The organism is Flagellimonas abyssi (assembly GCF_019457905.1).
In the GTDB taxonomy this organism is placed as follows: Bacteria; Bacteroidota; Bacteroidia; order Flavobacteriales; family Flavobacteriaceae; genus Flagellimonas; species Flagellimonas abyssi.
Map to the genome: position 1 here is coordinate 168,416 of NZ_JAHZSV010000008.1, position 13,282 is coordinate 181,697.

Annotated in this window: 12 protein-coding genes; 6 read left to right on the top strand and 6 right to left on the bottom strand. The window is 42.3% G+C overall.

Annotated elements, in window-relative coordinates; genetic code table 11:
- The 6 genes from K1F36_RS08305 to miaB form a co-directional block, all read right to left on the bottom strand.
- On the bottom strand, positions 1–279 hold the full coding sequence (locus K1F36_RS08305; protein ID WP_108246930.1) for a co-chaperone GroES: 279 nt from the start codon (positions 277–279) through the stop codon (positions 1–3).
- A 145-nt stretch (positions 280–424) separates the two neighbouring features.
- A complete protein-coding gene (gene secG, locus K1F36_RS08310) occupies positions 425–787 on the bottom strand; it encodes a preprotein translocase subunit SecG (protein WP_207035372.1) in 363 nt (120 codons plus the stop codon).
- Positions 788–790: 3 nt separating this feature from the next.
- Positions 791–1,702 carry a hypothetical protein gene (locus tag K1F36_RS08315; protein ID WP_220113407.1) on the bottom strand — a complete coding sequence of 304 codons (912 nt, stop codon included), beginning with the start codon at positions 1,700–1,702 and terminating at the stop codon, positions 791–793.
- 6 nt (positions 1,703–1,708) lie between these two features.
- The gene (locus tag K1F36_RS08320) at positions 1,709–2,227 is read right to left on the bottom strand and encodes an LptE family protein (protein ID WP_207035377.1); all 519 of its coding nucleotides are present in this window, start codon (positions 2,225–2,227) and stop codon (positions 1,709–1,711) included.
- Between the two features lie 29 nt (positions 2,228–2,256).
- A complete protein-coding gene (locus K1F36_RS08325) occupies positions 2,257–3,537 on the bottom strand; it encodes a sigma-54 interaction domain-containing protein (protein ID WP_220113408.1) in 1,281 nt (426 codons plus the stop codon).
- A 98-nt stretch (positions 3,538–3,635) separates the two neighbouring features.
- The gene (gene miaB / locus K1F36_RS08330; protein ID WP_220113438.1) at positions 3,636–5,081 is read right to left on the bottom strand and encodes a tRNA (N6-isopentenyl adenosine(37)-C2)-methylthiotransferase MiaB; all 1,446 of its coding nucleotides are present in this window, start codon (positions 5,079–5,081) and stop codon (positions 3,636–3,638) included.
- Between the two features lie 149 nt (positions 5,082–5,230).
- Between miaB and K1F36_RS08335 the strand changes: the two genes are divergently transcribed.
- The 6 genes from K1F36_RS08335 (at position 5,231) to porL (ending at position 13,278) form a co-directional block, all read left to right on the top strand.
- Positions 5,231–5,959, top strand: a complete 729-nt coding sequence (locus K1F36_RS08335) for a hypothetical protein (protein WP_220113409.1) — start codon at positions 5,231–5,233, stop codon at positions 5,957–5,959.
- Positions 5,960–6,027: 68 nt separating this feature from the next.
- On the top strand, positions 6,028–7,281 hold the full coding sequence (locus K1F36_RS08340; protein WP_220113410.1) for an LVIVD repeat-containing protein: 1,254 nt from the start codon (positions 6,028–6,030) through the stop codon (positions 7,279–7,281).
- Positions 7,282–7,394: 113 nt separating this feature from the next.
- Positions 7,395–9,875, top strand: a complete 2,481-nt coding sequence (gene topA, locus K1F36_RS08345; protein WP_220113411.1) for a type I DNA topoisomerase — start codon at positions 7,395–7,397, stop codon at positions 9,873–9,875.
- A 2-nt stretch (positions 9,876–9,877) separates the two neighbouring features.
- On the top strand, positions 9,878–11,035 hold the full coding sequence (locus tag K1F36_RS08350; protein ID WP_220113412.1) for a formimidoylglutamase: 1,158 nt from the start codon (positions 9,878–9,880) through the stop codon (positions 11,033–11,035).
- A 121-nt stretch (positions 11,036–11,156) separates the two neighbouring features.
- Complete coding sequence (gene porK / locus K1F36_RS08355; protein WP_207035387.1) at positions 11,157–12,536, top strand: T9SS ring complex lipoprotein PorK/GldK; 1,380 nt, start codon at positions 11,157–11,159, stop codon at positions 12,534–12,536.
- Between the two features lie 85 nt (positions 12,537–12,621).
- Entirely contained in the window at positions 12,622–13,278 is a 657-nt protein-coding gene (gene porL / locus K1F36_RS08360) for a type IX secretion system motor protein PorL/GldL (protein ID WP_108246920.1), read from the top strand.
- Positions 13,279–13,282 lie beyond the last annotated feature (4 nt).

The following is a 13,282-nucleotide window of genomic DNA, read 5'->3' on the forward strand; positions in this document are numbered from 1 at the left end:
TTATACAATTGCCAAAATATCGCTTTCGCGCATCATCAAATAGTCGGTGCCATCGAACTTAAGTTCTGTACCGGCATATTTTCCATAAAGAACGGTGTCACCTACTTTTACGGTTACTTTTTCGTCCTTGGTTCCAGGTCCAACGGCCACAACAGTTCCTTTTTGTGGTTTCTCTTTCGCGTTGTCCGGGATGATGATACCGGAGGCAGTTTTTGTCTCGGCCTGTAGTGGCTCGATTAAAACCCTGTCTGCCAATGGTTTGATGTTAATTTTAGCCATATTTTTAATTTTTAGGTGTTTGTTTTAAAAATTCTTGAAGATAAGAGACAGAAATTGTGCCAATGCACAAAAACTGACAATCTGGAAAACAAAAATGCCAGCTTGTCATTTAAGCTGGCATTTTTCTATGCTTTGTCACTTTGTGTTATCCAATAGTATCTACTGGACTTGTAGTGTTGGCCGGTGGAAGTTGTTCAGGTACTTCCTCTGGAACTGTTTCTGGTATTTCGGTATCGTCGCCTTGAAGCAATTTGGAATCTGCTTGGCTATAGTTCCCTTTTAAGGAAACATTGGAAAGCAAGATCAAAACAATCAACAAGGTAGCAAGCGTCCAAGTACTCTTGTCCAAAAAGTCCCCAGTTTTCTTAACACCGCCAACAACTTGGTTGCCACTTCCTCCAAAGGAGGATGATAATCCACCGCCTTTGGGATTCTGGACCATAATGACCAAGATTAACAAAAGGCACACGATAATTATCAGTACCAAAAAAATTGAAAACGTGCTCATTTCTTATTCTTTTTCTTTCTGCAGCTTCTTCACTGCCTGAATTTGGTCTGCAAAGAAACCACTTTTTTCTGGATATTTCAAACTCAATATTTTAAAAGCTTGGATGGCCTTTTTATACTTTTTTTGTTCTAAATAGACCTTGGCCAAAGTCTCGGTCATTAACTCGTTTTGGTCAATTTTGGTAGACTCTTTTATGTTCACTTTTGGGTTGGATTCTTTTGGAACTATTTTAGGATTGTTCTCAATGAATTTGTCCAAGAGTTCAAACTTTTTCTTTCGTTCCAATTCTTCCAGCACATTTCCGCTCCCTTGGTCACCATTAGTGTTTTGCTTCTCAACAGGTTCGTCATGGGTGGATGTCAGTTGAAGCCATTCGGTAAACGAGTGTTTTTCTTTTTTGGTGAACGGAATGGGTTTGCCCAAGTTTAAATTGGTGTCATCCTCCTTTTTTGGTTCCTCAATCTTTTTAAGCTTGACTTCAGGTTTTCTGGATTCAAAAAGTTTTGGGTTCAGAATCTGTTCGGCATCATTTAGGTTTTGGGGCAGGGCAGGCTCGCTGGATTCCGAAAGCATGCTAGCCGTATTTGGGTTCGGCTCTATTTCTTCAGAAATGGCTTCCTGGTCCTCGAGTTTGGAGCCTCTACCGGCAATGGCATCGGCGATATTGTTTTGAAAGAATTCTTTGGAGGTAATGTAGTCAAAAAGCACATCCCTATCAGCTGTATGTGCAGCCGTTACTTTTAACGCATTGTTGTATTTGTAACTGTCCAGATTTTTAAGTCCCTTTAGGTGCAAGGCCCGTGCAGCCTGAAAATAGGGGTACTCTTCAATAATATCCTCTAGTTCCCGAGTTTGTTTGGGAGATAGAATGGTGTTTGAATTTTGAAGAATATGTATAAAATCTGAAATGTTCATAAAATTTTACCAATTTCCCAAGGAGGCATTAAAAATGTCCTGGGTGAGTCGTTCAAAAATTTCCTCGTGCGCGGCAGCCTGTACGGATGGCAGGGGAGCTGCGGCATCAAAATCGTAAAAGAAGGAAAATCTTCTTTCAAAATCAGCATCTTCTTTGGTTGTATTGTAAAACCTGACGTTTACGCTCATGGTCAATCGGTTTTGAGCGGTCCTTTGGTCGGCGGTGGCAGTCATTGGTACCACTTTGTATTCCACAATTTCGCCTTCATAAACCAAATCTCCATTGCTCCCGGTCAGTGAAAGACTCGTAAGATTGTTAATCATATCTTGCAGCGCCAAGGTAAAATCCCTTCCCAAACCGGGCACGATTACCGAGCCGGGCGTTTGGTCCGCATAGTTTTGGAAAAAATTGACCTGAAAACTCTGCGCGGTACCAATATCGGCGCCGGAAAAGTTGTAGGCACCACAACTTTGCAAGAAGAAAACCAATCCTAGCAATCCGATTTTAATTCCATTTTTTTTCATCTCTGACTTGTAACTGTTTTGGGTATAAATTAAAGATCGTACTGCTTTATTTTTCTGTAGAGCGTTCTTTCCGAAATACCGAGCTCTGCGGCAGCGGCTTTCCTTTTTCCTTTATTGCGCTCCAATGACTTTTTGATCAATTCAATCTCCTTTTCCTGTAAAGATAGGGTTTCTTCTTCTTCGATTTCCTCAGCAAAATGATATCTATCTTCTGGAGGCAATTGGGACGGAGCGGGAGGCGTTGGTTCCAAAACTGGCTCTGGCAAATGGAGCAATTCGGCAGGTGTTTCCTCGTGCTCTATTTCTTCTTCAGGCTCTTGATTGCCATAGATTTTACGAATCAAGCCTTCATTTTCCCGTTGCACCTTATTGGAATCGTTATCCTTCAGCAATTCCAAAGTCAATTTTTTGAGGTCGTTGAGGTCGCCCTTCATATCAAAGAGCACTTTGTACAGTATTTCGCGTTCGTTGCTAAAATCACTTTCCTTTTTGGTCTGCCCCACAACTGCAGGTAAACTGGAGCCGGTGGAATTCGGAAGATAACTGTTCAAGGTTGAAGCGGAGATATTCCTGTTTTCTTCCAATACAGAAACTTGCTCTGCAATGTTTCTTAATTGACGGATATTGCCAGGCCAACGGTATTTTAAGAGCAGGTTCACCGCATCGTCCTCCAAACGAATAGTGGGCATTTTGTATTTCTGACCAAAGTCGGAAGCAAATTTTCTAAAAAGCAGATGAATGTCGTCCCTTCTGTCACGAAGGGGCGGTAAACTTATTTCGACCGTGCTTAATCTATAATAAAGGTCTTCCCTAAATTTTTCCTTTTTTATGGCCTCGAACATGTTCACGTTTGTAGCGGCCACAATCCGAACATTGGTTTTTTGAACCTGTGATGATCCCACTTTCAAAAACTCCCCATTTTCCAAAACCCGGAGCAAACGTACTTGAGTGGTCAGTGGAAGCTCGCCTACCTCGTCCAAGAAGATGGTTCCGCCATCGGCCACTTCAAAATAACCGCTTCGTGTTTGTGTGGCACCGGTAAAGGCCCCTTTTTCGTGTCCGAACAATTCACTGTCGATGGTTCCCTCGGGAATCGCTCCACAGTTTACCGCAATGTATTTGGCATGTTTTCGGTGCGATAGCGAGTGGATGATCTTTGGGATTGATTCTTTCCCCACACCACTTTCACCTGTTACCAAAACGGAGATATCCGTAGGAGCAACCTGTATTGCTTTTTCTATTGCCCGGTTGAGCTTGACATCGTTTCCGATAAGCTCAAATCGTTGTTTTATGGATTGTACACTTTCCATATGTTGTCATTCCTGTGAAAGCAGGAACTTTATTTTTTAGGTATTCCACATCGTTCTTCGACTACGTTTAGAAATCGGTGTGAAATTAGAAATGGTTATTAATTATTTTCTGAATACCCTACTGCTTCTCCGATAAGGGTAGCCGAGGTGCATTCGTTGATTTTTACATTTACAAAATCACCTACTTTGTAGTGTTCTTTAGGGAAGACAGCTACGGTATTCTGTGAATTTCGCCCCATCCAATGAGCGTCCGATTTTTTGGAAGTCCCTTCTATCAAGATCTCTTCGGTTTTTCCCAAATGCTCTTGGGTACGATAATGACTGTGTTTTTGTTGAAGGTCGATGATTTCGGTTAATCTCCTTTTTTTGATTTCATCAGGAACATCATCATCCATTTTACGCTCTGCAAGTGTTCCGGGACGTTCGGAATAGGCAAACATGAATCCAAAATCATATTTCACGTATTCCATCAAACTTAGAGTGTCCTGATGGTCCTCTTCGGTTTCTGTTGGGAACCCGGTTATCATATCCTGACTGATGGCACAATCTGGAATTAGTTTTTTGATGCTGTCGATTAACTCAAAATATTCCTCACGAGTGTGCAAACGGTTCATTGCCTTTAAAATACGGTTGCTTCCACTTTGTACCGGCAAGTGAATGTACTTACAGATATTTCTATGCTTGGCCATGGCCTCGATTACGTCCAAGGTCATATCCTGAGGGTTGGATGTCGAGAAACGGATGCGCATTTTGGGCTGCGCCTGTGCTACCAGTTCCAAAAGTCCGGCAAAGTTTACGGAAGTGGCCTTTTGCATGTCCGTTGCCTTGTCGAAATCCTTCTTCAATCCGCCACCATACCAGAGGTAGCTATCCACATTCTGGCCTAACAGGGTGATTTCTTTGAATCCTCTGTCCCATAGATCGTTCACTTCTTCCAAAATGGATTGTGGGTCGCGGCTACGTTCCCTTCCCCGGGTAAAAGGAACCACGCAGAACGTACACATGTTGTCACATCCGCGCGTTATGGAAACAAAAGCGGAGACTCCGTTGGTGTTTAATCGAACCGGGGCCACATCGCCATAGGTCTCATCTTTGGATAGGATAACATTAACGGCATTCCTGCCTTCGTCTATTTCTTGTATCAGGTTGGGAAGGTCTTTGTAGGCGTCCGGTCCTACCACCATGTCCACTATTTTTTCTTCTTCCAAAAACTTGCTCTTCAAACGCTCGGCCATACATCCCAAAACACCCACTTTCATGTTGGGTCTGGTTCTTTTAACGGCGTTGAATTTTTCCAAACGCTTGCGTACGGTCTGTTCGGCCTTTTCCCGAATGGAACATGTATTTACCAAAACCAAGTCTGCATCGTTCAGGTCTTGGGTGGTATTGAAACCTTCCTTTGCCAAAATGGATGCAACAATTTCACTGTCCGAAAAGTTCATCTGGCAACCGTAGCTCTCTATGTAGAGCTTTCGACCGTTCTTTTCGTTGTTTTCCAGCGATAATGTACTTCCCTGTTGGCTTTCGTCTATTATCTTTTCCACGCTTTTTTCCTCTATCATAAATGTTTCAATGGGGTGCAAAGATAGTGCTTATTACATTTTAGTGACAATATGGCAGTATTTTTTAATAATATATTGCGATATCCCTTGTTAATATTACCTTTCACTTTAAAAACAATCTAAACAGTACAATGAATTTCACTAGTCTTTCCGAAAGAATACAGCAAAGCGCCCAGGTAGAATTCGGGTCTGTGTTCAACAACTCCGTTGAGCTTTTTAAAAAAGTATGGCTACAAGGTTTTATAACGCTTATATTGACATTTGCGGCAATTCTTCCGTTCTATTTGTTGATCTACTTGCCAATGATAGCTATGGGGATAAGTGATCCTGATATTTTTGAACAGCAAGAAATACCGCCTTTATTTGCAGGGTTGATGACTTTGGTTATGCCTTTGTTTGTGATCGGTGTGATGACAATAGGTATTTGTTTGAATGCCGCTTTTCTAAGAATCTGTAGAAAATATGATTTGAACGAATCGGGGAAGGACGACTACTTCTACTATTTTAAAAGGGAGTATTTGTCCAAGGCATTGATTATTTCTTTGATCATGGTCGGTTTGTCCTTTTTGGGTGTTTTGGCTTGCGGCTTGGGGATAATTTACCTTATGGTGCCCATGTCCTTGTTTCCTGCATTTTTTGCTTTTGACAGGGAACTTACCGCTTTGGAAGTAGTGAAGGCAAGTTTTGCCCTTGGCAACAAAAACTGGTTGATGATATTCCTTTTGATACTTGTTTCGGGATTGGTCGGTCAATTAGGAGCGATCCTATGCTTGGTCGGAGTATTGTTTACTGCAATGTTCAGTAAAATTCCGATCTACTTTATACATAAAGATGCGGTTGGGGTTTCGATGGACGTATGATTTTTTTGTGGTAAATGGCGCAACGAAATGCTTTGGTCTGTGTCTAAACAACTAAAAAACAAGCCGCTATGAAGACCAAGGTCCTTTTATTTTTATGCATCAATTTTTTATTGTTCACCTCTTGCTCCGATGATGATTCCAACGGTACATATGAGGAGTATTTGGTAGCCCGTCCTTTGACGATGAATCGTGCAGAGTTTGCCAATAGTGTGGATGTTATAGCCCCTCGACCCATGAACGAATCTGGCAAGGTTTATACCTATGGGGATTATATTTTCATCAACGATAAATATGAAGGAATACATGTTATAGATAACAGTAATCCGAACCAACCCGTAAAGGTGGCTTTCATTCAAATCCCGGGAAATGTGGATATTTCCGTAAAGAACAATTTTCTTTATGCCGATAGTCTAATGGATTTGGTGATATTAGATATTTCTGATCTTGATAACATCACAATCGTAAATCGGTTAGAAAATGTATTGCAAGATTATGTGGCAGCCCCTTTTGAGGCCGACTTGGTCGATTATGGCGATTATGATTATTACTCTGATGAAATTATTGTAGGGTGGGAAATGGTCTCTGAACGTATGTCGAAGGAGCAATACCAATCTCGTTTTGGAGATTTTGGGATTGCTTTTGCCGAAGTGGCGAACGATGCCAGTGGAGGAACTGGCCAAGGTGGGTCGTTGGCAAGGTTTAAAATTGTGGAGGATTATTTATACGCCGTCGATAGTCACAACATCAATATCTTCAATATTTCAGATTTGGACAATCCTCAGGTTTTGGACGATGTGCATGCAGGTTTTGATATTGAAACCATTTTTAACCGGGACAATTATTTGTTCTTGGGCAGTATGAGGGGAATGTATATTTATGATATTTCATCTCCGGCAACACCAACTTTTGTATCGGAGTTCCAACATGGCACGGCCTGTGACCCTGTTGTAGTAGATGGCGATTATGCCTACGTAACCTTAAGGGGCGGCAATATGTGTGGCGCTACCGAAAGCGGATTATATATTGTGGATATTTCCAATATAGAAAATCCTGAACTGGTCATAACCTATCCTATGGATGGGCCGTATGGTCTGGGAATCAAGAATGAAAAAATATTTATATGCGACGGGGCCTCAGGTCTTAAGGTTTATGATAAGACAGACATTAATAATTTAATCGAATTGAACCATTTTGAAGATATCGTCACCTATGATGTGATTCCCATGGAAAACCATCTGATTATGGTCGGCGATGAAATACTATATCAATATGAATACCTTGACGGTAGTATTAAACTAATAAGTCAGATAGGGCTCAACTAGATAAAAAATCAACTTTTCTTATCCCACTTTTAGTGGGATATTTTTTTATTGGTAAAGGGCAAAACCACAAAATCGAAAAATTGATATACTTTTGTTAGGACAAAACCAAGTGCATGCCAAAGAATTTAGTTATTGTAGAGTCCCCCGCAAAGGCAAAGACCATTGAACGATTTCTAGGAAAAGAGTTCCAAGTCGAGTCCAGTTTTGGGCATATTGCCGACCTCCCCTCGAAAGAGCTTGGAGTAGACGTGGAAAACGATTTTAAGCCGAAATATACTGTTGACAAGGAGAAAAAAGCCTTGGTAAAAAAACTCAAGGATTTAGCTAAAAAAGCAGAAACCATATGGCTTGCGAGTGATGAGGACCGTGAAGGAGAGGCGATATCATGGCACTTGGCAGAGGAATTGGGACTGGACAAGAGCAAGACCAAAAGAATCGTATTCAACTCCATTACCAAATCGGCCATCCAAAAGGCGATAGAAAACCCAAGAGACATTAACTATAACTTGGTTAATGCACAGCAGGCCCGTAGGGTTTTGGACAGGTTGGTGGGTTACGAACTGTCACCCGTTCTTTGGAAAAAAATAAAACCGGGACTTTCAGCAGGGCGTGTGCAATCTGTGGCGGTACGTTTGATCGTTGAGCGCGAAAGGGAAATTGAAGGGTTTACGCCTGAGGCATCTTTTCGTATCAAAGCTGAGTTCAAGACCAACGAAGGAAATACATTTGCCGCAAAGCTGAACACTACGTTCCCGACCAAGCAAGCAGCAGAATCATTTTTAAAGGAAAATATTGGAGCGGATTTTTCGGTTTCGGATTTGGCCCAAAAACCGGCAAAGAAATCTCCGGCAGCACCGTTTACCACATCTACCTTGCAGCAGGAAGCTTCAAGGAAACTTTATTTTTCGGTAAGCCGTACCATGCAGGTGGCACAACGCTTGTACGAGGCAGGTCTTATTACCTATATGAGAACGGATAGCGTCAACCTTTCCAACGAAGCATTGGCTGCGGCAAAAGATGCTATTCTGGATAACTACGGCGAAAAATATAGTCAAACCAGAAACTTTACAGGGAAATCCAAAGGAGCGCAAGAGGCGCACGAGGCCATCCGGCCTACCGATATGAAGTTGCAATCGCCCCAATTGGAGCGAGACCAGGCCAAATTATACGAACTTATTTGGAAACGTACCCTGGCATCCCAAATGAGCGATGCTCAATTAGAACGTACCAATGTTAAGATAAAAGCCAGTACCCATGGCGAAGAATTTTCTGCAAACGGTGAAGTGGTAAAATTTGATGGTTTCTTAAAGGTATATCTCGAAGGAACTGATGATGAGGATAGTGAAGAGCAAGAAGGAATGTTGCCAGCCATGAAGGTGGGAGAGCCACTTCAAAACGTATTTATTTCGGCAACCGAAAGATTTTCCAGGCCACCCTATCGTTATTCGGAAGCTTCTTTGGTGAAGAAATTGGAGGAGTTGGGCATCGGAAGACCATCTACTTACGCCCCCACCATATCTACCATACAGAACAGAGGCTATGTAGAAAAGGGTACTGTTGAAGGTTCCGAGCGAAAATATATGCAATTGGTACTGGAGAACGGGAAAGTGTCCGATAGCCAACTGAGCGAAATGGTCGGCTCCGAAAAGGGAAAGATTGTGCCTACCGATATAGGGATGATCGTAAACGACTTTTTGATGACTCACTTTACCCAAATTTTGGATTACAACTTTACCGCGCAAGTAGAAGAGGATTTTGATGAAATCGCTTCAGGAGATGAGGATTGGCAGGAAATGATGAAAAATTTCTATAAAGATTTTCATCCTAATGTGCTGGAGGTAGAGGAAAATGCCGAGCGCGCCAGTGGAGAACGTGTTTTGGGAACCGACCCAAAATCAGGCAGACAAGTTTCAGTAAGGTTGGGCCGTTTTGGACCGATGGTTCAGATTGGGACCGTAGATGATGAAGAAAAACCAGAGTTTGCCAGCTTGCTGCCAGACCAGTCCATTGGTACCATTACTTTTGAAGAAGCAATGACTCTTTTTGAGCTTCCACGAAAATTAGGTGTTTACGAAGGCGAAGAGGTAGAAGCTAATGTAGGTAGATACGGTCCTTATGTGCGATTTGGAAAAAAATTCATTTCGCTGGCTCAAGGAGAAAGCGCTTTTGATGTGGATATGGAACGTGCCATTGAACTTATCAAGGAAAAGCAAAAAGCGGATGCGCCCATCGGCACTTATGAAGGAAAGGATGTTACCAAAGGTAAAGGTAGGTTTGGACCATTTATCAAGTGGGACGGCATGTTTATCAATGTGAACAAGAAATACGATTTTGATGATTTATCCGACGGAGATATCGCTGAATTGATCGAGGCCAAGAAGAAAAAGGAGGCTGAAAAAATCGTTCAGGAATGGTCAGAAGAAAAGATACGGATAGAAAAAGCCCGTTGGGGGAGACACAATATTATAAAAGGTAGGGTGAAAGTGGAGCTTTCCAAGGATGTGGATGCTACAAAAATCACCTTGGAAGAAGCGCAGGCCCTACTGGAAAAGAAATCACCAAAGAAAAAAGCCAAGACAAAAGCTAAGAAATAACTATGGCGTTCGATTTTCTGGTTCCGGTCAAGGACAAGGTATTGGCACATTCCGAATTGTTGCCAGAACAGGCATTGGGCAAGAACGTTCATATGCATACCGAAAAGGATGGGCTACCTGTGTTCGCTCAAGCTGATGTTGCCATTTTTGGTGTCTTGGAATCCAGAAACGCTTTTGAGAAAAAACCCGAAAAATTGGATCTTGATGAGGTCCGTATCCAGCTTTACCGTCTTATGATGGGTAACTGGAACTCCACTATTATCGATATTGGCGACGTGGAGGAGGGCAATACTGTAGAGGATACCTATTTTGTGGTAAAGGAAATTGTAGCCGGTCTCCTTGAAGAAAATATTATACCAATTGTTCTGGGACTTACCCAGGACATTACCTTTCCCACGTATCGTGCTTTTGATAAAATAAAGAGTATGGTGAATCTGGTCTCCATCGATAGTCGTTTTGACTTTGGTGAGGACGATGAATTGATTTCATCACATTCCTACATGAGCAAAATTATCACCGACAAGCCCAACAACCTATTCAATTTTTCCAATATTGGTTACCAGAGCTACTTCAATGCCCAGGAGGAAAAGGATTTAATGGAGCGTCTGTTCTTTGATGCTTACAGGTTAGGTGAGATTGCGGCCAACATAGAATTGGCGGAACCGGTATTGCGCAGTAGCGATATTGTTAGTTTGGATTTAAGGGCGATTCGAGCAAGTGAAATGGGCGGCTCCAGAAATTTTTCTCCCAACGGGTTTACCGGAAGGGAGATATGTGCCATTGCCCGCTATGCAGGGATAAGTGACAAAGTAACCCTGTTCGGTATCTACGAGGGAGAGAATTCACACCAAGCCTTTCAGATGATCGCCCAGATCATCTGGTACTTCATAGAAGGGTTGAGTTTTAGAATAAAAGAATACCCAAGCTCCAAGAGCGAAGACTTCACAAAGTTTACCGTGCCCACGGACACCGAGGAATTGGTCTTCTTCAAAAGTCATGTTACAGAAAGATGGTGGGTAGAAGTGCCAACAATTTTAGCTGAACATACTAAAACAAATTCGGTGGCGTTATTACCATGCACCGAAGAGGACTATCTGGATGCTTGCAACCAGAACATTCCGGAAAGGTGGTTCAAAGCCTATAGAAAGGGGCTGAACTAATTAAATTAAATTTTGACCATTAATTGTTTTTACACAATAATTCATTCAAAAATCAGTTTTGAGAATAATAAACCTGTGTAGTGCAGTTATAAATCTTGAATCGAATAATTTAACCTAAAGTATGAGAAAGCTATTCTTTTCATCTATAGCACTTGTTTTTTTGCTTACCAGTTGTGGCTCTAAATCAAGATCAAAAGGTGAACTAGTTGGGGTCAGTGGAAAAAAATGGCATCCAGAAAAACCCTATGGAATGGAACTGATTCCCCGCGGCGCCTTTGTTATGGGTAAAGCCGAGGAGGATCAGGCAAAAGTATTGAACGCTCCCACAAGAACGGTTACCGTACGTTCCTTTTATATGGACGACACGGAAATCACCAATAGTGAGTACCGACAGTTTGTGGAGTGGGTCAAGGATTCCATAGTAAGAACAAAATTGGCCATTTTGGCCGACGAGCTGGGGATAAGCCCAGAGGATGAAGGTATCGGGGAGTATGCTTTTAAAGATACAGATACTACCGAACTATCCGTTTATGATAAATATATGCTCGACAACTACGCGGGTCTGGGAGCGACCGGGTACGAAGGAAGGGCATTGAACAAAGATGTGGACTTGGTATGGGATACATCCGAATATCCAGATGAGTACTACGCAGAGGTTATGGATTCCATCTACCTACCCGAAGAAGAAAGCTATAACGGCTTGAGAAGTGTGGACGTTACCAAGTTAAAATATAAGTACAGCTGGATGGATATCGAAGCAGCCGCTAGGGCCAGGACCGGTAACAGAAAGGATTTCATTAAGCACGAAGAATTGGAGATTTATCCCGATACCACTGTATGGATCCGGGATTTTGAATACAGCTACAACGAGCCAATGCACAACGATTACTTTTGGCACGACGCCTACAGTGATTATCCTGTGGTTGGTGTTAACTGGATGCAGGCCAAAGCTTTCTGTAACTGGAGGACCAAGTTCAAGAACGATGACCAAAAAAGTCGCGGCAAGCAGTTCGTAAACCAGTTCAGGTTGCCCACCGAAGCTGAGTGGGAATATGCCGCAAGAGGTGGAATCGAAGGAGGGACATATCCTTGGGGTGGTCCGTATGTGATCAGTGATACAGGATGTTTTATGGCCAACTTTAAACCACAGCGTGGTGATTATGCCGCTGATGCCGCCCTATACACCGTGGAAGCCAAATCTTTTGAGCCAAACGAATACAACCTGTACAATATGGCCGGTAACGTATCCGAATGGACCAACTCAAGTTTTGATCAAGGTGCATACGAATACCTGTCCACCATGAACCCGAATATCGGTTCACAGGACAATCAACGTAAAGTAATCCGCGGAGGTTCTTGGAAAGATGTTGCCTACTTCTTGCAAGTAAGTACCAGGGATTACGAATATCAGGATTCCGCTAGAAGTTACATTGGATTTAGAACCGTTCAAGATTACATGGGAGAAGAAGATTCTACCAACGGTAGCAGAAGCGGACTATAATAAAACAACGAGAGAACATTATATAAACAAGTAAGAGTAGTAACCAAATACTTATTTTTTATATAACTTAATTAAAACTAGAATTATGGCGCAGTCAAAATCAACAAAAAAGCTGTTTAACATGGCCTACGGGCTTGGAGCATCAGTAGTAATTATTGGTGCATTGTTCAAGATCCTTCACTGGGAGTTCGGACCACTTACAGGTGGACTTCTTCTTGCTGTTGGTCTTATTACCGAAGCATTGATCTTTGCTATCTCTGCATTTGAACCGGTAGATGATGAGTACGATTGGTCTTTGGTTTATCCTGAATTGGCAGGAGGTCAGCAATCTGCTTCCAGAAAACAAGAGGCTAAAGATGCTCAAGAAGCTGAAGGTCTTCTTTCCAAGAAATTGGACAACCTACTTAAAGAAGCCAAAATCGATTCTGATCTTTTTGCCAACTTGGGCGAAAGCATCAAGAGTTTTGAAGGTGCCGCTAAGAATATCACTCCTACAACAGATGCTATCCAACACACTAAGAAGTATTCTGAGGAATTGTCTCATGCAGCAGCTCAAATGGAATCTTTGAATAGCTTGTACAAAGTACAATTGGAAAGCGCTAGCAGACAAGCTTCCATCAACGAGGAGGTTGTACAGAACGCAGGTGCTTTGAAAGACCAAATGCAATCGTTGGCCACTAACCTTTCTTCTTTGAACGGTGTTTACGGTGGTATGCTTACAGCCATGGGCGGAAGAAACTAATTAG